Source organism: Agrobacterium larrymoorei (genome assembly GCF_013322225.1).
GTDB classification, from domain to species: domain Bacteria; phylum Pseudomonadota; class Alphaproteobacteria; order Rhizobiales; family Rhizobiaceae; genus Agrobacterium; species Agrobacterium larrymoorei_A.
On sequence record NZ_JAAMFB010000019.1, the window covers coordinates 279,838 to 297,772 of the forward strand.

The window sequence follows — 17,935 nt, forward strand, 5'->3', positions numbered from 1 at the left end:
GATGTGGCATCACGCCTGCCGGAGAACGACATGGCCAGCGCCCCTCTTTATATCAGCAGCAGAATTACGATTGCCGGATGGGAACTGACGGAGCAATTCGTGCTGGCTGGCGGGCCGGGTGGGCAGAATGTCAACAAGGTTTCGACGGCGGTGCAGCTGTTCTTCAGCGTGATGGACTCTCCAGCCCTATCGGATCGCATCAAGACCAATCTTATCAAACTCGGCGGCAGGCGCGTCTCGAAAGAGGGTGTTCTGATGATCGAGGCCAATCAGTTTCGCACGCAGGAGCGAAACCGCGAAGACGCGCGGGAGAGACTGAAAGAGCTGATCCTGAAAGCAGCCGAGCCACCACCGCCGCCGCGTAAAGCGACGAAGCCGACGAAGGGTTCGGTTGAGAGGCGGCTTAAAGCAAAATCCGGTCGCTCCGACATCAAGAAGATGCGCGGCAAGCCCGGTTCCGATTAGCCATCTTGGGCTCAGACAAGCCCACGTAACGCCTACAGCTTTCTCAGCGCCACCATGTCGATCAGATGGTTTTCGCCCTTGCGGAGAATGAGGTCCGCGCGTGGCCTTGTCGGCACGATGTTTTCACGCAGGTTCTTCAGGTTGATGTTTTCCCAAAGTCCTTCTGCAATAGCCAGCGCAGCCGCTTCTGAAATCGACGCATAACGATTGAAGTAGGAGGAGGGGTCGCGGAACGCAGTGTTCCGCAGGTTCATGAAGCGGTTCACATACCAGTTGTGAATGATCTTCTCGTCAGCATCGATATAGATGGAGAAGTCAAAGAAATCCGACACGATTGGCACGATCCGCCCCCCGGCTGGCAGATTACGCGCCTGAAGTACATTGATGCCTTCGAAGATTAGAATATCGGGCCTGTCGATGGTGGTGAATTCGCTCGGTAGCACGTCATAAACGAGGTGCGAGTAACGCGGCGCCTGAACATCCGGCTGTCCGGCCTTGATGGCGGAGAGGAAGCGTAGCAAGGCACCGATATCGTAGCTTTCGGGAAAGCCCTTGCGATCCATCAGGTTCTCGCGCCGCAGAACATCGTTCGGGTAGAGAAAACCGTCCGTGGTGATGAGATCGACCTTGGGGCTCGAGGGCCAGCGCGCCAGAAGCTCTTTCAGAATACGCGCCGTGGTGGATTTCCCGACGGCGACCGAACCGGCAATGCCGATGACGAAGGGAGTCTTGTTCACGTCTGCCATGTTGAGGAAGCGGTTGCGCTGGTTGAACAACAGCTGTGAGGCTTCCACGTGGGAGGAGAGCAGGCGTGAGAGTGAGAGATAAATCCGCCGGACCTCATCGAGATCGATTGGGTCGTCCAGCGAACGAAGGCGTTTGACCTCGTCGGATGAGAGTGTCAGCGGCGTATCGGCGCGAAACTTCGACCATTCCTCAGAACTAAAGAAGTGGTAGGGCGAATATTCATCTGGCCGGAAATGATCGAGCGTACTTGGCATGCCTTGTCCCCCCGTGCGTGCCATTGTCGTCATGTCTGGGGCCTTGATGCTTTTTCCTGAATTCCTGACTGGCCCGTGCGGCGCTCCAGTTCGGCAAAAACCTCGGTCAGGGGAATGTCGGCGATCTTGAGAACCACGAGGAGATGGTACAGCAGGTCCGCCGCCTCATCGGTCAGGTTTTTGCGGTCATTGGTAACAGCCGCGATGACGGTTTCAACGGCCTCTTCGCCAAGCTTCTTGGCTGCCTTGCTTTGGCCCGCGGCAAAAAGCTTGGCAGTCCAGGAGTTGTCAGGCGAGGCGCTGGCGCGTTCGGCGACGATGCGTTCGAGATCGGAAAGGGAAAACCCGCTCATGGTCTTTATCCTTTAATCGAGCCGCATGGGAATGCCGTGACCGGCCATATAGGCCTTGGCTTCGCCGATGGAATAGGTGCCGAAGTGGAAGATGGAGGCGGCAAGAACGGCTGTCGCATGACCGTCCTTCACGCCCGCCACCAGATCATCCAGCGTGCCGACACCGCCGGAGGCGATGACGGGAACGCGAACCTGATCGGCGATGGTGCGGGTCAGGGCGATATCGTAACCGCTCTTGGTGCCATCCCGATCCATCGAGGTGATGAGCAGTTCGCCCGCCCCACGCTCGACCATCTTCACGGCGAATTCCACCGCATCGATGCCAGTGGACTGACGACCGCCATGGGTGAAGATTTCCCAGCGATCCGCTTCGCCCGCACCGGACACCTTCTTTGCATCGATGGAAACGACGATGCACTGGTTGCCGAACTTGTCAGCAGCCTGCGCCACGAAATCCGGGTCTTTCACAGCTGCCGAATTGATCGAAACCTTGTCGGCACCACAAAGCAGCAGCTTACGGATATCGGAAACGGCACGCACGCCACCACCAACCGTCACCGGCATGAAGCAGTGATCAGCTGTGCGGGCAACCACATCGAAAATCGTGTCACGATTGTCGGAAGACGCGGTGATATCGAGAAAGCAAAGCTCATCGGCACCGGCAGCGTCATAGGCTTTGGCCGCCTCAACGGGATCGCCTGCATCGATCAGGTCAACGAAATTCACGCCCTTGACGACGCGACCGTCTTTCACATCAAGGCAAGGGATGATTCGGGCTTTCAGCGTCATGCGCGCGCTCCCTTGATCAGTGCCAGTGCCTCAGCCGGATCGATCCGGCCATCATAGAGCGCGCGACCGGAAATCGCGCCTTCCAGCTTGGCCGCATCCGGTTCCAGCATGCGCTTGATGTCATCAATGGAGGCAAGGCCACCGGAGGCGATGACGGGGATCGAAACCGCTTCGGCAAGCTCGAGCGTGGACGACCAGTTGATACCGGCCAGAATGCCGTCGCGGTCGATATCCGTGTAGATGATCGCGGCAACGCCTGCACCTTCGAAGCGCTTGGCCAACTCGATAACGCCGAGTTCGGACGCCTCCGCCCAGCCTTCCACCGCAACCTTGCCACCCTTGGCATCGATGCCGACGGCGACCTGTCCGGGGAAGCGCTTGCACGCTTCCAGAACCAGAACCGGATCACGCACGGCAACGGTGCCGAGAATAACGCGGGCAAGACCACGGCTCAGCCACGCTTCGATGTGATCCAGCGTGCGAATGCCGCCACCCAATTGCACCGGGTTCTTGGTGGATTTCAAAATGGCACCGACTGCGTCGCCATTGACCGTCTGGCCTGCGAAGGCACCGTTCAGATCCACCACATGCAGCCACTCGAAACCCTGATCTTCAAAGGCTTTGGCCTGCGCGCCGGGATCGGTGTTGTAGACGGTGGGCTGGTCCATATCGCCAAGTTTCAGGCGAACGCACTGGCCCTCTTTGAGGTCGATTGCGGGAAAAAGAATCATGTCAGGGCTTCCAGCGCAGGAAATTCGAAATGAGGGCGAGGCCGAGCGTCTGGCTCTTTTCCGGGTGGAACTGAGCGCCAGCCTTGTTGTCGCGACCGACGAAAGCCGTCATCGCGCCGCCATAACTGGTGGTGGCGATGACGTCTTGAGCGTGCTTTGCCGCCAGATGATAGGAATGGACGAAATAGGCGTGCAGGCCGTCGGCACCGGTCTTGATGCCATCGAAGAGCGGGTGAGGGTGGCGCAGCTCCAGCGTATTCCAGCCGATCTGCGGAATTTTGAGGGCAGGGTCGGAAGGCGTCATCTCAACGACATCGCCTTCGATCCAGCCGAGGCCTTCGCTAGTGGTCTTTTCAAGCCCGCGCGACGACATCAGCTGCATGCCGACGCAGATGCCGAGGAAAGGATGAGCCCTATTTTCCACCACATCCAGCAGCGCCTCATGCATGCCATCGACGGCGCTGAGACCGGCGCGGCAATCGGCATAAGCGCCGACACCCGGCAGAACGATGCGGTCTGCGGAGGCAACGCGCTCGGGCTTGTCGGTTAAATCGATCGTCGCATCGATACCGGCTTCACGTGCCGCACGCTCGAACGCCTTGGTGGCGGAGCGCAGGTTGCCGGAGCCATAGTCGATAATTGCCACACGCATGTCAGCGCCTTCCATTCAAATCGAATTGGAACGAGCCAGCCGGATCGTTCGTCATGAAACCACCCGTGGTGGCCCGCGTCTTCCACTCGGGCTGAGGGACCAGAGTATTCGGCTGTTCGCTTGTCGAGAGGTTGGAGAAATACATCTCTTCCGCTGCCGATAAGCTGGGCGCGACGACCACGTCCTTCAAGGTCCAGCCTTTGGCCGTCAGGCTTTTCTGCAAAATATTGCGCCCTTCGAATCCGGCTATCAGTCCAATCGCGACTGCCATGAGCAAACCCGTAACGCCAAAGCCTTCCAGCCGGGACACCTGCCCGGCAGCGACCTGCAGAACGACGATTGCGATTGCTACCCACCAGACTCGATGGATTGCGAACCAGAGCCAGGGAAAAAACAGCGCCAGGCAGGAAAACCTGTCCGGAATGAACCGCGTGGTGCGGTGATCCCTGTCAGGGCCGCCCGGTGCTTCAAAAACCAGATAAGATATCATTGGCGTTCCTGACGACATCAGGAGCAGGGCAGGAGATTTAACATCCCCCTTGCTCCAACTATTGCATCCAGATCAGGCCAGCATGCCCTTCGTCGAAGGAATGCGGCCTGCCTGCCGGGGGTCGATTTCGGTGGCGCTGCGCAGCACGCGGGCAACCGCCTTGAAGCATGTCTCGGCGATATGATGGTTGTTCGCGCCATAATGGTTGAGAATATGCAGGGTAATGCCTGCATTCTGCGCCAGCGCCTGAAAGAATTCACGCACCAGTTCGGTATCGAAGGTGCCGATCTTTGGCGCGGAGAAATTGACGTTCCAGACGAGGAACGGACGACCGGAGATATCGACGGCAGCCTTCGTCATCGTCTCGTCCATGGCAAGATCGAGCGAGGCGTAACGGGTAATGCCCTTGCGGTCGCCAAGAGCCTTGGCGATGGCCTGGCCGATGGCAATGCCGGTGTCCTCGACGGTGTGGTGATCATCGATATGAAGGTCGCCCTTCACATCGATCTCCATGTCGATGAGGGAATGGCGGCTCAGCTGGTCCAGCATATGGTCGAAGAAACCGACACCCGTCGAGATCTTTGCCGTACCCGTTCCGTCGATATTCACGCGCACCGAGACGGAGGTCTCGTTGGTCTTGCGGGAAATCTCGGCTGTGCGCTCTGCCATTGCGGCTGCTCCTTGGAAAATATCGCCGTTCCTTATCAGCACCCCTTACAAATATCCAGTCATTCCATCACCTTGCCATCGTCTTGAATGTGACCCGTGGTGGCGTCGGGCCGATGAGATTGCAATCGCCAAAACCGGACTTACATAGATTGCGAAGAGAGCAGCACTTGAGGCTCGCAAGACAATCATATGGAAGGCCCGACAGGGCAGACAGGTGTTTGATGACAACCATTATTACTGTGCGTAAGGGCGGAAAGGTCGTCGTGGCTGGCGACGGACAGGTCAGCCTCGGCCAGACCGTGATGAAGGGCAATGCCCGCAAGGTTCGCCGCATCGGCAAAGGCGAGGTGATCGCTGGATTTGCAGGCGCGACCGCCGATGCCTTCACCCTTCTCGACCGTCTCGAAAAAAAGCTTGAGCAATATCCCGGTCAGCTGATGCGCGCCGCCGTCGAGCTTGCCAAGGATTGGCGCACTGACAAATATCTGCGCAATCTCGAAGCCATGATGCTGGTGGCCGACAAGTCCATCACGCTGGCGATTACCGGCAATGGCGATGTTCTGGAGCCTGAGCATGGCGCAATCGCCATCGGTTCCGGCGGCAATTACGCCTTCGCTGCTGCCCGTGCACTGATGGATTCGGAAAAGTCTGCGGAAGAAGTCGCCCGCCAAGCGCTCGATATCGCCGCCGACATCTGCGTCTATACCAACCATAATCTCGTGATCGAAACGCTGGACGCTGAATAATCCAGCTGTGCAGAACAATGGTTCCTGCGGGCCAGGCCTGCGAAGGCTGGCCGCAACAGGAAGCCGAAAGGATCGAAATGACCACTTTTTCTCCCCGGGAAATCGTCTCGGAACTCGACCGTTACATTATCGGTCAGCATGATGCGAAACGCGCGGTCGCTATTGCCCTTCGTAACCGCTGGCGTCGTCAGCAGCTGGACGAGAGCCTGCGTGACGAGGTGATGCCGAAGAACATTCTGATGATCGGCCCGACCGGTGTCGGTAAAACCGAGATATCCCGCCGCCTGGCAAAGCTCGCTGGTGCACCGTTCATCAAGGTGGAAGCCACGAAATTTACCGAAGTCGGTTATGTCGGTCGCGATGTCGAACAGATCATCCGCGACCTCGTGGAAATCGGTATCGGCCTCGTGCGTGAAAAGATGCGCGCCGATGTTCAGGCAAAGGCCCACGCCAGCGCCGAAGAGCGCGTTCTGGATGCACTGGTGGGCCAAACGTCTTCGCCTGCTACCCGTGAAAACTTCCGCAAGAAGCTGCGGGACGGTGAGTTGGACAAGAAGGAAATCGATATCGAAGTTGCCGATACAGGCTCCGGCATGCCGGGCTTCGAAATTCCGGGCATGCCCGGCGCCAATATCGGCGTTCTGAACCTGTCGGAAATGTTCGGCAAGGCCATGGGCGGGCGCACCAAAAAGGTCCGCACGACCGTCGAGAAATCCTACGCCGATCTCATCCGCGATGAATCAGACAAGCTGCTGGACAATGAGCTGATCCAGCGCGAAGCGGTGAAGTCGGTCGAAAATGACGGCATCGTCTTCCTTGACGAGATCGACAAGATCGCCGCCCGTGATGGCGGCATGGGTGCGGGTGTTTCCCGTGAAGGCGTGCAGCGCGACTTGCTGCCGCTGGTGGAAGGCACGACGGTTTCGACCAAGTATGGCCCGGTAAAGACGGACCATATCCTGTTCATCGCCTCCGGCGCGTTCCATGTCGCCAAGCCATCTGATCTGCTGCCGGAACTTCAGGGTCGTCTGCCGATCCGCGTCGAGCTGAAGCCGCTGACCAAGGAAGACTTCCGCCGCATTCTGACCGAAACGGAAGCGAGCCTCATTCGCCAGTATATCGCCCTTATGGCGACGGAAGAACTGAACCTCGAATTCACCGATGACGCCATCGATGCGCTGGCGGATGTTGCGGTTCACCTGAACTCGTCGGTCGAAAACATCGGCGCGCGTCGTTTGCAGACGGTGATGGAGCGAGTTCTGGACGAGATTTCGTTCCATGCGCCGGATCGTGGCGGCTCCTCTGTCAAGATCGATCAGGATTATGTTCGCGAACATGTGGGCGATATCGCTGCCGACACGGACCTGTCGCGTTACATTCTCTAAAAATAATGTCGAGTGCGGCAAATCTTGCCGCACTCTTATTTTACTTGCCTTGTCTCGACATCTGCCACCGCTTTTCGTTAAGGAAGTGCTGAAAGTCGATCCTGTGGATTATTCCGGTCTGAACCGGCAAGGAAAAGGCATCCGCTCGTGCGTAAAACTCTTCTGGCATTGGCCGCTGTTCTGGCCTTTGGCACCGTCTCGCAATCCTTTGCGGAGGCAGCAACCGTCGTTCCACCCGGAAACCGGAATGCGGAGCAACCCGGCGTACCGGGCGCATCGGCCCGTCGCACGAAGGGTTCCAACTCCACATTCGAGCGGAAGTACCAGAAGGTCTATGATCTTCTTTCCAGCGACAAGCAGCTGATCGCGAAAATCAAGTCCACGGCTGGGCGCTATGGCATCGATCCCATTCACATGATCGGCGCCATCGTCGGTGAGCATACTTACAATGTCGATGCTTATGACCGGCTGCAATCCTACTACGTTAAGGCCGCATCCTATGCTGGAAACAGCTTCCGCTTCGGCTACAAGGACGAATCTATTGCGCAGTTTCTAACCCATTCGCAATTCGCCAAATGCCAATCCAGGAGTGATTCTTACAGCCTGTGGAATTGCCGGGAAGATGTCTGGGACGCGAGCTTCCGGGGTAAAAAGGTTGATGGCGTCAGCTATCCCGACAATCGCTTCAGCGCAGTTTTCTTCCAGCCATTCTATGCGGGCCAGACCTTCGGGCTCGGCCAGATCAATCCGCTGACGGCCCTAATGCTGTCGGACACAGTGTCACGCGTTTCCGGCTATGAGAAGCTGGATGAAAACGATGCCGCCGGCGTTTATAATTCGATCATGGACCCGGATCGCTCGCTCGCCTTCATGGCCGCTGCCATCCGCAAGTCGATCGATGACTACAAGTCGATTGCCGCTATGGATATTTCGAAAAATCCAGGCCTGACCTCTACGCTCTATAATCTTGGTGGTTCCGGTCAACGCGCTGCAGCTCTTGCACAGAAAAACCGCCAGAGTGGCGGCAATGTCTTGCCGGAAGAAAACTACTATGGCTGGTGGGTGAACGAGAAGCTGCCGGAGTTGCAGAAGCTTCTTTAATCGGAACAGGTCTGTATCGATTATTTCCATTATGGAAAAAATCTTTGATGCGCCTCTGCGGTTGACGAAGGGGCCGTTCACTGGTCACTCTATGCAAACACCCATAGGGAGACATCAGGTGAGCCGCATCGAGAACCACGGACTTTCGTTTGACGACGCGCTTTTTCATTTTCTGAAGGACGAGGTTCTGCCGGAGACCGGGCTGAATGCGGACGCCTTCTTCAGCGGCTTTTCCCAAATCGTTCACGATCTCGCACCCAAGAACAAGCAGTTACTGGAAAAGCGCGATGCTTTTCAGGAAAAGCTCGATAGCTGGTACCGCGAAAATGGCGCACCATCAGACCTTGCGGCCTACGAGACCTTCCTTCGTGACATCGGCTATATCGTGCCCGAAGGTGCCGCTTTCCGGGTCAACACGCAGAATGTCGACCCCGAGATTGCCGAGCTTGCAGGCCCGCAGCTCGTCGTTCCCGTCATGAATGCCCGCTACGCCCTCAACGCCGCCAATGCGCGCTGGGGTTCGCTCTATGATGCGCTTTATGGCACCGATGCCGTTTCCGAAGAGGACGGTGCAGAAAAGGGCAGGGAGTACAATCCTAAGCGCGGCGAGAAGGTTATCGCCTGGGCTCGCTCGTTCCTCGATGGATCTGCGACGCTTTTCAAAGGAAGCTGGTCTGACGTTCGCGGCATCAAGGTCGTTGACGGTGTCTTGCAGCTGGATGTCGATGGCGGCGCTGTTGGCTTGAATGATGCGGGTCAGTTCGCAGGCTTTAACGGTGAGGCTTCTGAGCCATCCGCTATTCTTCTGAAGAAAAATGGCATTCATATCGAGGTTGTCATCGACCCAACGACCGCCATCGGCAAGAGCGATGCAGCTGGCATTTCCGATGTCATCCTCGAATCAGCTCTGACAACGATCATGGATTGCGAAGATTCGGTCGCAGCGGTCGATGCGGAAGACAAGATCGTCGTCTATCGCAACTGGCTTGGCCTCATGCGGGGCGATTTGACGGAAGAGGTGTCCAAGGGCGGAAAAAGCTTTACCCGTAGCCTGAACCCTGATCGTAATTACGCGGCGCCCGATGGTTCGGCGCTGACGCTTCCCGGTCGCTCGCTGATGCTGGTGCGCAATGTCGGCCACCTCATGACGAATCCGGCTATTCTGGATCGTGATGGCGCGGAAGTCCCCGAAGGCATCATGGATGCGATCATCACCGGCTCGATCGCGCTTTACGATGTCGGCCCGAATGGCCGCCATCAGAATTCGCGCGCAGGCTCCATGTATGTGGTCAAGCCGAAGATGCATGGCCCGGAAGAGGTGGCCTTTGCTGCCGAGATCTTCACGCGCGTCGAAGCGCTGGTCGGAATGCAGCCCAACACCATGAAAATGGGCATCATGGATGAGGAGCGCCGCACGACGGTCAATCTGAAGGAATGCATCCGCGCCGCCAAGGACCGCGTCGTCTTCATCAACACCGGCTTCCTCGACCGCACCGGCGACGAGATCCATACGTCGATGGAAGCGGGTCCGATGATCCGCAAGGGTGACATGAAGCAGGCCGCTTGGATTGCGGCATACGAAAACTGGAACGTCGATATCGGTCTGGAATGTGGTCTTTCCGGCCACGCGCAGATCGGAAAGGGCATGTGGGCCATGCCGGATCTGATGGCGGCGATGCTGGACCAGAAGATCGCGCATCCGAAGGCTGGTGCAAACACGGCTTGGGTGCCATCGCCAACGGCGGCAACTTTGCACGCCACGCATTACCACAAGGTGGACGTGTCCCATGTTCAGGAAGGCCTCAAAAGCCGTGGACGCGCCAAGCTTGCCGATATCCTCTCGGTTCCGGTTGCCGTGCGCCCGAACTGGTCGGCGGAAGACATCCAGCGGGAACTCGATAACAATGCCCAAGGCATTCTCGGTTACGTCGTTCGCTGGGTCGATCAGGGCGTCGGTTGCTCCAAGGTTCCTGACATCAACAATATCGGCCTGATGGAAGACCGCGCTACCTTGCGCATTTCCGCCCAGCACATGGCCAACTGGCTGCGCCACGGCGTGGTGTCCGAGGAGCAGATCGTCGAAACCATGAAACGCATGGCCGCAGTCGTGGATCAGCAGAATGCCGGAGATGCCGCCTATATGCCGATGGCAGGCCACTTCGAGGATTCGGTTGCTTTCCAAGCCGCCGTCGAGTTGGTCCTGAAGGGGAGGGAGCAGCCGAATGGTTACACCGAGCCAGTCCTCCATCGCCGCCGCCTTGAACTGAAGGCGAAGCAGGCAGCTTGATGACATTTAGGCCGTCATCTCCGGCCTTTAGCCTAAAGCCATCAGCCCGAGACATTGGGTTGGTGGCTTTCCTCGTCGCGCAGACGCGCTTCAGATGGGCGAGGCAAAAGTCAAAGAGAAAAGTTCTGCCCTTCAAAGAAAAAAGCCGCCGGGAAATCCACGGCGGCTTTTTTATGTGCTGTGTGCGAGACCTTACTGGATCACGATAACCTTGGAGCTGCGGCCCGGACGAATGCGGCTGTAGAGATCGATCACGTCCTGATTGATCATGCGGATGCAGCCGGAAGAGGCGGCGGTGCCGATGGAGTTCCACTCGGGCGAGCCGTGAATACGGAACAGTGTGTCCTGACCCTTTTCGTTGAAGAGGTACATGGCGCGAGCACCGAGCGGGTTGGTAAGGCCAGGGCCCATACCAGCCTCGACATATTTGGAGATTTCTGGCTTGCGAACGGCCATTTCCTTCGGCGGATGCCACATCGGCCATTCCTGCTTCCATGCCACATAGGCTTCACCAGCCCATGCAAAGCCCTGCTTGCCGACGCCGATACCGTAACGCACGGCCTTGCCGCCTGGCAGTATGTAATAGAGGAAACGCTCACGGGTGTTGACGATCACCGTGCCCGCCCGTTCCTGCGTCTCGAAGTTCACGATCTGGCGATGAAACTTCTTGTCCACGCGATTGATCGGAATGGCGGGCAGGGCATAACCTGCGTCCGACGTTGCGCCGTAAACTTCGTCACCGAAGATCTGGGTCGTTTCAACCACGACCGGCGCAGACGCAAGCGTGGGGCCTGCAGAAGCGGTTTCTTTGGTCGTGGACGCGCAACCCGTCAGCGCAAGTAGGGACGACAGGCCGAGGGCAGTCAATGAAGTGCGAATGCGCATAGTGTTCTCGCGGAAAAATCGCTTATATAAGCGACGCATGAATCTATATTGAATAATCGGGTTATTTTCGATTAATCTCGGCTTGGCAAGCCATCGCACCGCAGCAAGACCCATACGCACGCGAAATTGCGGCCTCATGGTCTTTTTGCAACAATTCTCCTTCAGATTTGCACAGCGTTATCCATGACTATTCTTTCCATCACCAACAACAATCCGTTAATCGACGGACGGCAGTCCGAAAAAGCGATGCTGGTGCGCCGGGGCGTTCAGGTTTTGCTCAACGAGATGCGCCATTCGGTTTTGCCGGAACTGCCGCTTTCAAGCGGCAGGCGCGCCGATCTGATCAGCCTGTCGGTAAAGGGTGAAATCTGGATAATCGAAATCAAATCCTCCATCGAGGATTTCCGGGTGGATCGCAAATGGCCTGATTACAGGATGCATTGCGACCGTCTGTTTTTCGCGACCCACGCCGGGGTGCCACTCGATATCTTCCCGGAAGAATGCGGTCTGTTCGTTTCGGATGGTTATGGCGCACATCTGCTGCGCGAAGCGCCGGAACATCGCCTGCCGCCGCCCGCGCGCAAGTCGCTGATGCTCGATTTTTCAAGAACCGCTGCCCGCCGCCTGATGATGGCTGAATGGTCGACAGGCACCAGCGATTCGGATTGACTGGTTAGCTCTATCTACTTGGGTGCGCGCTTTGCGAGGATGCGCTGCAAGGTACGGCGATGCATGTTGAGCCGCCTCGCAGTTTCAGAAACATTGCGCTCGCACATTTCATAGACGCGCTGAATGTGTTCCCACCGCACGCGGTCAGCGGACATTGGGTTCTCCGGCAAATCCATCCGGTCGCCCTCGCGCTGGGTTAGCGCGTTGAACACATCATCCGCATCGGCTGGTTTGGCAAGATAGTCGAGTGCACCGAGTTTCACCGCCGTTACCGCTGTGGCGATATTGCCATAGCCCGTCAGGACAACGATCTGCGTGTCGTCACGATGCTGGCGGATGGCTTCGATAACCTCTAGCCCGTTTCCATCGCCCAACCGCAGATCGACCACGGCATATTTCGGCGGGGCTATTCTGGATTTTGCAATGCCTTCACTGACCGATTCGGCGGTATCGACAGAGAAGCCACGCGTCTCCATGGCACGTGCGAGCCTGCGCAGGAACGGGCCATCATCATCCACGATCAACAGAGACTTGTCCGGACCGATGAAATCGACGTTTCCCGCCGTGGTGTCATTTGCCTTTTGGCTGTGATCGTCGTCACTCATTTTTGAGCCTCCAGCATGCAAGTTTTGAAGTGACCTTATCCCTTGCGCACGGCATGGGTAAAGTCAGTGGCCTCTATTATCGTCCATAATGAAGCGTGGCCAGATGACCGTGACCCTCGCCCCTGCGACATGTGGTCCACGGTTTTCGAAATTCAGTGTCGCTCCAGAACGTTCCAGCAGCGTCTTGGCGATGAACAGACCGAGCCCAAGACCACCGGCCCGGTCTTCGTTCTGACGCTTGGTGACATAGGGGTCGCCTATTCTTGCCAGAATATCCGGCGCGTAGCCTTCCCCGTCATCTTCGATAATGACCTTCACCTGTTGCTGATCGTGTTCCACCGTCACCGTCACCATCTCGGTCGCATAATCGACGGCGTTTTCGATCAGGTTTCCGAGGCCGTAGAGAATGCCTGCGTTTCTGGCGCCGATCGGCTCGTTTGCCCGACCGCTTTTCTCCACCACGTGCATCTTGATGCCGAATTCGCGATGTGGCGCCATCACCTCTTCGATCAATGAGGAAAGGGGAAGCCTTCGCAGGTGCTCCTCTCCCTCTGCGGAGAGCGACGTCAAACGGCGCAGAATATCGCGGCATCTTTCGCTCTGGCTTCGCAGCAGCGCGACGTCTTCACCGAAACGCTCGTCCTTTGCGAGTTCCCGCTCCATTTCCTTGGCAACGACGCTGATGGTGGCAAGCGGAGTACCAAGCTCATGCGCCGCCGCTGCCGCCAGACCGTCGAGTTGAGAAAGGTGCTTTTCTCGCTCCAGAACAAGTTCCGTTGCAGCAAGCGCATCGGCGAGCTGATTGGCCTCGTGTGAAATCCGGTAAGCATAGAAAGCGGCAAACAGCATGGTCGCCACGATGGAACACCAGATGCCGATATGGATGATGAACTGTATCGGCAGTTCCTCGCCGGGATACCACGGAACGGGGAAGGGAGAAAAAGCAATCGCCGAAACGCAGAACACTGCAAACACCAGAAGAATAAGCGAGTGCTTCAGTGGTTGTGAGGCAAAGGCAATGATGACCTGAACGCATATTAGTGGCGCGAAGGGATTGGAAAGCCCGCCGGTGATATAGATGAGGGCCGTCAATTGCAGAAGATCGAAGGCGAGGAGCAGTGTCGCTTCCCACGACTCCAAACGGTAGGTGGCGGGAAAACGCGCCGAGAGAAAAATATTGGCGACCGCAAGCGCACCGATCAGCACCGCGCAGGTGAGTAGTGGCAGAGGGAACTCTAGCCCAAACGCGACAATCAGGATCGTGACACTCTGCCCGACCACCGCCAGCCAGCGTAACCATACGATTGTTTGCAATCGAATCTGGCGGCTGGCGCGACCGAATCTCACGTTTTCTTCGGGCTGGACTGCCATGCCCTATCTCCATTCATGTTCCGCGTGGCTTGGCGCGGTTCGTCGGTAAAGCGGTCGCGGGCTCTTCCGGCCATGGATGACGTGGGTAGCGCCCGCGCATATCCGCCCGCACATCCTTCCATGAACCGGCCCAGAAGCCCGGTAAATCCCTCGTGGTCTGTATCGGCCTGTGGGCGGGCGAGGTCAATTCCAGAAGCAGTGGCAATTTGCCGCCCGCCACACTTGGATGTTCTTTAAGGCCGAATAGCTCCTGCACTCGAATGGTCAATGTCGGCTCATCGCCATCATAACCAATCGGATGGTTCTGGCCTGTAGGAGCCAAAAAATGCGTGGGAACAAGCCGCGACAATTCTCTATGATCCGAATGAGGTATCAGCGACAGAAGACCGTCCATTAGGCTTCCTGCCTTAATATCCTGCAGCGTTTTTACATCATGCTGAAAGGGGACGAACCACTCATCCAGCCGATCCAGCAGAGCCGCGTCGCTCGTATCTGGCCATGGCGCGCCGAGCATTCGATGCAGAAAGCCAAGACGATGGCGAAGTTGACGTGCTTCCTTCGAGAAAGGCAGGAGTGCGAGACCGTAGTCACGCAACCCGTTTGCCAATGCCTGTGCCGCCTTTTCTCCGGTTGGTTTTGCCAGCGGGGTCTCTTCGAGAATGATAGCGCCGATTCGTGTCACTCTGCGCGCTCGAACCTGACCGCTCCCTTTGTCGAATAAGAGCTGCTCTTCCTTGGTTATCGCTTCTGGAAAATAGGCTTCCACATCGTCGCGCCGCATAGAAGCGGCAGCGAGAATACGCGGCTTTTCGGCCCGCCCGGTAATATCGGCGACCACAAGCATTTTTTCAGCCGCCAGCCTTTCGGTTTCGGCAAGTTCCGCGCCGCGCCCGTTCGCCATTACGTAGCGACCACGTCCGCCGCGCTGGAAAGCAATTCGATCGGGGTAGGCGTGCAGCAGCAATTGACCAGCGGTTGCTACTTCATTTCCTTGGCTGGTTGAAGCAACGGCCAATGCGATTCGCTTGGCCAAGCCTCTTGCCGCATCGGCACGTTCGCTCCGCTCACTATTAAATCGTCTCAACCGCTCGTCCAGATCGATGTCGTTTCCACCCAGACCCTGTTCAGTTAAAACCACGGCCAGCCGCGCCGCCTGCTCGCAATCGAATCCACCCTCCTGGGCCGCAATTACCATAGCCGAAAGCCGAGGGGGAAGAGCGAGTGACCGCATCTGCCTTCCGCGGGGTGTGATGCCTCCCGCTGCATCCAATGCGCCGAGACTTGTCAGAAGCGCCCGTGCCTCATCCAGTGCCGCCTTTGGTGGTTGATCGACGAATGCAAGCGAAGAAGTGTCGGCTACCCCCCAATGGGCAAGATCAAGCGCAAGACCTGAAAGGTCGCTTGCCAAAATCTGCGGCGGCGTAAAGGCGGGCAGCGCGGCCGTCTGTCCCGCATGCCACAGCCGGATCGCTACGCCTGGTTCCGTCCTGCCCGCACGTCCTGCGCGCTGATCGGCAGAGGCTCGAGACACTTTAACAGTCTCAAGCCGGGTAATGCCAGTGGAGGGCTCGAATACCGGAAGGCGTTGTAGTCCGCTATCGATAACGACGCGAACGCCATCGATGGTGATCGAGGTTTCGGCGATGGACGTGGCCAGCACGATCTTGCGAGTGCCGGGTTCGGCGGGCTTGATCGCGGCATCCTGCTCTTTCTGGGAAAGATTGCCATAAAGCGGAATGACCCTCGTCTCTAGCCCGAAACGACCCTCCAGCCGCTCCATCGTCCGTGTGATCTCGCCCTGACCGGGCAGAAAGGCCAGAATGGATCCTGTTTCGGAAGCGTGTGCTTCGATAATGGCGCGGGCAACCTTATCCTCCAAGCGCTCTTGCCCGCCTCTTTCGTCATACCGTACATCGATGGGGAAACTGCGGCCCAGACTGCGGACCGCTGGCGCACCATCGAGCAATGCGGTGATTCGCTCCATATCCAGGGTCGCCGACATAACCAGAAGTCGCAAATCGTCGCGAAGCGCGGCCTGTACATCCAGCGCCAGCGCAAGGCCGAAATCCCCGTCCAGCGAACGTTCATGAAACTCATCGAAGATGACGGTCGAGATACCGGTTAGCTCGGGATCATCCAGAACCATCCGGGCGAAAACGCCCTCTGTCACCACTTCGATACGCGTTCTAGACGATATCCGATTGTCCAGACGCATCCGATAACCAACCGTCTGTCCAACTGCTTCGCCCAGCAAAGAGGCCATGCGGCTGGCAGCTGCGCGCGCTGCGAGACGCCGGGGCTCGAGCAGAATGATCTTCCCATCGCCACGCCATGGCTGATCCAGCAAATAGAGAGGAACAAGGGTGGTTTTGCCTGCGCCGGGCGGTGCGGAGAGAACGGCGTTACCCACGTTCGCCAACGCCTTACCGATGTCGGCAAGCACGTCGCTTACTGGAAGCTTCGGCAGGGAATTTCCGTTTATCGCGGGCATCTCACACTCGGTTTTATTTGGCAGTTGCGCTTTCATAGGCCTGAATAGCGCCTGCGAGGTCTTCCAAGGCAGCACCAACAGACTTGAAGAGCGTTATCTGCTTGTCGTCACTGCGCCCCACATGACGTTTCGTGACCAAATCCGCAAGCTCTGCCACTATATCGCGTCTGACGATGGCGCCCGATTCAAGCGGCTGGACAATGTCACCTCCCTCTTTTAGTGCGCCATCGAAGGTATCGACAAAGATGGTAGCCCGCTTTGCCGCTTCATCATCGCACTCGCGCATCGTTGGCTTGAAAGCGCCCACGAGGTCGAGATGCGCACCCTGTTTCAGCCATTCTCCCTTGATCAGTGGATCATTGGAGAGCGTCGCACAGGAAATGATGTCGGCGTTTCGCGCAGCATCTTCCAGATTGATTGCTGCGTGGGCGTTAAGCCCAAGCGCCCGCGCCTCCTCCACCGTCGTCGCTGTCGATGAAGGATTTCTGCCCCAGACGTGAAAATGAGTAATGGGTCGAACCTGGGCATGCGCTTGCATGAGGTTTAATGAAAGACGACCGGTTCCAACCACCAACAAACTGGAGGCGTCCTGTCGCGCAAGATATTTTGCAGCGAGCGCCGAAGCGGCCGCGGTTCGGCGCGCAGTAAGCTCCCCGCCATCTATTACCGCCAGCATTTCTCCGGTCTTTGCCGAGGATAGCAGATAGGTGCCGAAAATCGCAGGCAGAGAACGCTTGCTGTTGTCCGGAAAAACCGAGACCATCTTCACGCCCATATACGAGCCCGGCACCCATGCGGGCATGAGCAATAACGTAGCGTCGTTCTCGCCCGGTACTTGTAGGTCATGGTGATGCCGTACCGGCATTACGCAACCGCTCTTGAACATCGACTCCAACGCTTCGATCAACAAAGGCCAAGCAAGCGCCTTACGCGTATCTTCCATATTCAGCACGAGCATTCCGATGTTCCCTTTAACTGTTTCTGAGGGAGACTATCAATATCGAACGCTCTGTAGAAGACTGAGGCAAGAGAACTCGGCTTGGCGGTGAGAGTTCATACCTCAATCCACGGCAATTCCGTCAAAAACCGAAATTATCCCATAAAATCAAACACTTCCGATTTTTCTGTAATTTCTGTTGTTGTTGGTGTTGACTATGTCCAAGGCCTTCCCTTATAAGTCCGCTCACTGACGAGGGCGGCGGCGCTGCTGGCGACGAAGTTCCTCGTTCTAAAGAAATCACGATA

18 protein-coding genes are annotated in these 17,935 nt (G+C 57.3%); 6 read left to right on the forward strand and 12 right to left on the reverse strand.

The window, feature by feature from the left end; translation table 11 throughout:
- Positions 1-30 precede the first annotated feature (30 nt).
- Positions 31-465 carry an alternative ribosome rescue aminoacyl-tRNA hydrolase ArfB gene (gene arfB, locus G6L28_RS12925; RefSeq protein ID WP_174064221.1) on the forward strand — a complete coding sequence of 145 codons (435 nt, stop codon included), beginning with the start codon at positions 31-33 and terminating at the stop codon, positions 463-465.
- A 32-nt stretch (positions 466-497) separates the two neighbouring features.
- On the opposite strand, the gene coaA is transcribed toward arfB, so the two are convergent.
- The 7 genes from coaA to hisB all read right to left on the reverse strand — a co-directional run bounded on the left by coaA (position 498) and on the right by hisB (position 5,150).
- Complete coding sequence (coaA, locus tag G6L28_RS12930; RefSeq protein WP_174064253.1) at positions 498-1,490, reverse strand: type I pantothenate kinase; 993 nt, start codon at positions 1,488-1,490, stop codon at positions 498-500.
- 5 nt (positions 1,491-1,495) lie between these two features.
- Complete coding sequence (locus G6L28_RS12935) at positions 1,496-1,819, reverse strand: phosphoribosyl-ATP diphosphatase (protein ID WP_174064222.1); 324 nt, start codon at positions 1,817-1,819, stop codon at positions 1,496-1,498.
- 12 nt (positions 1,820-1,831) lie between these two features.
- On the reverse strand, positions 1,832-2,608 hold the full coding sequence (gene hisF, locus G6L28_RS12940; RefSeq protein ID WP_174064223.1) for an imidazole glycerol phosphate synthase subunit HisF: 777 nt from the start codon (positions 2,606-2,608) through the stop codon (positions 1,832-1,834).
- The gene (hisA, locus tag G6L28_RS12945) at positions 2,605-3,339 is read right to left on the reverse strand and encodes a 1-(5-phosphoribosyl)-5-[(5-phosphoribosylamino)methylideneamino]imidazole-4-carboxamide isomerase (protein ID WP_174064224.1); all 735 of its coding nucleotides are present in this window, start codon (positions 3,337-3,339) and stop codon (positions 2,605-2,607) included. The genes hisF and hisA overlap by 4 nt, the downstream gene beginning before the upstream one ends.
- Before the next feature lies 1 nt (position 3,340).
- Complete coding sequence (hisH, locus tag G6L28_RS12950; protein ID WP_174064225.1) at positions 3,341-3,991, reverse strand: imidazole glycerol phosphate synthase subunit HisH; 651 nt, start codon at positions 3,989-3,991, stop codon at positions 3,341-3,343.
- 1 nt (position 3,992) lies between these two features.
- Entirely contained in the window at positions 3,993-4,481 is a 489-nt protein-coding gene (locus tag G6L28_RS12955) for a DUF2628 domain-containing protein (protein ID WP_174064226.1), read from the reverse strand.
- A 72-nt stretch (positions 4,482-4,553) separates the two neighbouring features.
- Positions 4,554-5,150: an imidazoleglycerol-phosphate dehydratase HisB gene (hisB, locus tag G6L28_RS12960; RefSeq protein ID WP_027673446.1), complete on the reverse strand. Its 597-nt coding sequence runs from the start codon at positions 5,148-5,150 to the stop codon at positions 4,554-4,556.
- A 221-nt stretch (positions 5,151-5,371) separates the two neighbouring features.
- Between hisB and hslV the strand changes: the two genes are divergently transcribed.
- The 4 genes from hslV to G6L28_RS12980 all read left to right on the forward strand — a co-directional run bounded on the left by hslV (position 5,372) and on the right by G6L28_RS12980 (position 10,669).
- A complete protein-coding gene (gene hslV, locus G6L28_RS12965; protein ID WP_174064227.1) occupies positions 5,372-5,896 on the forward strand; it encodes an ATP-dependent protease subunit HslV in 525 nt (174 codons plus the stop codon).
- A gap of 77 nt (positions 5,897-5,973) precedes the next feature.
- Complete coding sequence (gene hslU, locus G6L28_RS12970) at positions 5,974-7,281, forward strand: ATP-dependent protease ATPase subunit HslU (RefSeq protein WP_174064228.1); 1,308 nt, start codon at positions 5,974-5,976, stop codon at positions 7,279-7,281.
- Between the two features lie 147 nt (positions 7,282-7,428).
- The gene (locus G6L28_RS12975) at positions 7,429-8,382 is read left to right on the forward strand and encodes a DUF1402 family protein (RefSeq protein ID WP_174064229.1); all 954 of its coding nucleotides are present in this window, start codon (positions 7,429-7,431) and stop codon (positions 8,380-8,382) included.
- Positions 8,383-8,500: 118 nt separating this feature from the next.
- Positions 8,501-10,669, forward strand: coding sequence for a malate synthase G (locus tag G6L28_RS12980; protein ID WP_174064230.1), 2,169 nt, complete (start codon positions 8,501-8,503; stop codon positions 10,667-10,669).
- A 192-nt stretch (positions 10,670-10,861) separates the two neighbouring features.
- Here G6L28_RS12980 and G6L28_RS12985 read toward each other — a convergent pair whose 3' ends face one another.
- Positions 10,862-11,554: a L,D-transpeptidase gene (locus G6L28_RS12985; RefSeq protein WP_174064231.1), complete on the reverse strand. Its 693-nt coding sequence runs from the start codon at positions 11,552-11,554 to the stop codon at positions 10,862-10,864.
- A 183-nt stretch (positions 11,555-11,737) separates the two neighbouring features.
- On the opposite strand from G6L28_RS12985, the gene G6L28_RS12990 reads away from it, so the two are divergent.
- Complete coding sequence (locus G6L28_RS12990) at positions 11,738-12,223, forward strand: MmcB family DNA repair protein (RefSeq protein ID WP_174064232.1); 486 nt, start codon at positions 11,738-11,740, stop codon at positions 12,221-12,223.
- 14 nt (positions 12,224-12,237) lie between these two features.
- Here the strand turns inward: G6L28_RS12990 and G6L28_RS12995 are convergent, their stop codons facing one another.
- The 4 genes from G6L28_RS12995 to G6L28_RS13010 form a co-directional block, all read right to left on the reverse strand.
- Entirely contained in the window at positions 12,238-12,828 is a 591-nt protein-coding gene (locus tag G6L28_RS12995; RefSeq protein WP_174064233.1) for an ActR/PrrA/RegA family redox response regulator transcription factor, read from the reverse strand.
- Positions 12,829-12,891: 63 nt separating this feature from the next.
- Complete coding sequence (locus G6L28_RS13000; protein WP_174064234.1) at positions 12,892-14,199, reverse strand: ActS/PrrB/RegB family redox-sensitive histidine kinase; 1,308 nt, start codon at positions 14,197-14,199, stop codon at positions 12,892-12,894.
- A 13-nt stretch (positions 14,200-14,212) separates the two neighbouring features.
- Positions 14,213-16,690, reverse strand: a complete 2,478-nt coding sequence (gene hrpB / locus G6L28_RS13005) for an ATP-dependent helicase HrpB (RefSeq protein ID WP_174064235.1) — start codon at positions 16,688-16,690, stop codon at positions 14,213-14,215.
- 13 nt (positions 16,691-16,703) lie between these two features.
- On the reverse strand, positions 16,704-17,648 hold the full coding sequence (locus G6L28_RS13010) for an ornithine cyclodeaminase family protein (RefSeq protein ID WP_174064236.1): 945 nt from the start codon (positions 17,646-17,648) through the stop codon (positions 16,704-16,706).
- Positions 17,649-17,935 lie beyond the last annotated feature (287 nt).

Coding starts and splice junctions, on each gene's coding strand:
- hisB (WP_027673446.1), bottom strand. CDS start 5,150: ATGGCAGAGCGCACAGCCGAGATTTCCCGCAAGACCAACGAGACCTCC.
- hisA (WP_174064224.1), bottom strand. CDS start 3,339: ATGATTCTTTTTCCCGCAATCGACCTCAAAGAGGGCCAGTGCGTTCGC.
- hrpB (WP_174064235.1), bottom strand. CDS start 16,690: ATGCCCGCGATAAACGGAAATTCCCTGCCGAAGCTTCCAGTAAGCGAC.
- hslV (WP_174064227.1), top strand. CDS start 5,372: ATGACAACCATTATTACTGTGCGTAAGGGCGGAAAGGTCGTCGTGGCT.
- arfB (WP_174064221.1), top strand. CDS start 31: ATGGCCAGCGCCCCTCTTTATATCAGCAGCAGAATTACGATTGCCGGA.
- G6L28_RS13010 (WP_174064236.1), bottom strand. CDS start 17,648: ATGCTCGTGCTGAATATGGAAGATACGCGTAAGGCGCTTGCTTGGCCT.
- G6L28_RS12935 (WP_174064222.1), bottom strand. CDS start 1,819: ATGAGCGGGTTTTCCCTTTCCGATCTCGAACGCATCGTCGCCGAACGC.
- coaA (WP_174064253.1), bottom strand. CDS start 1,490: ATGGCACGCACGGGGGGACAAGGCATGCCAAGTACGCTCGATCATTTC.
- G6L28_RS13000 (WP_174064234.1), bottom strand. CDS start 14,199: ATGGCAGTCCAGCCCGAAGAAAACGTGAGATTCGGTCGCGCCAGCCGC.
- G6L28_RS12990 (WP_174064232.1), top strand. CDS start 11,738: ATGACTATTCTTTCCATCACCAACAACAATCCGTTAATCGACGGACGG.
- G6L28_RS12985 (WP_174064231.1), bottom strand. CDS start 11,554: ATGCGCATTCGCACTTCATTGACTGCCCTCGGCCTGTCGTCCCTACTT.
- G6L28_RS12995 (WP_174064233.1), bottom strand. CDS start 12,828: ATGAGTGACGACGATCACAGCCAAAAGGCAAATGACACCACGGCGGGA.
- G6L28_RS12955 (WP_174064226.1), bottom strand. CDS start 4,481: ATGATATCTTATCTGGTTTTTGAAGCACCGGGCGGCCCTGACAGGGAT.
- hisH (WP_174064225.1), bottom strand. CDS start 3,991: ATGCGTGTGGCAATTATCGACTATGGCTCCGGCAACCTGCGCTCCGCC.
- hslU (WP_174064228.1), top strand. CDS start 5,974: ATGACCACTTTTTCTCCCCGGGAAATCGTCTCGGAACTCGACCGTTAC.
- hisF (WP_174064223.1), bottom strand. CDS start 2,608: ATGACGCTGAAAGCCCGAATCATCCCTTGCCTTGATGTGAAAGACGGT.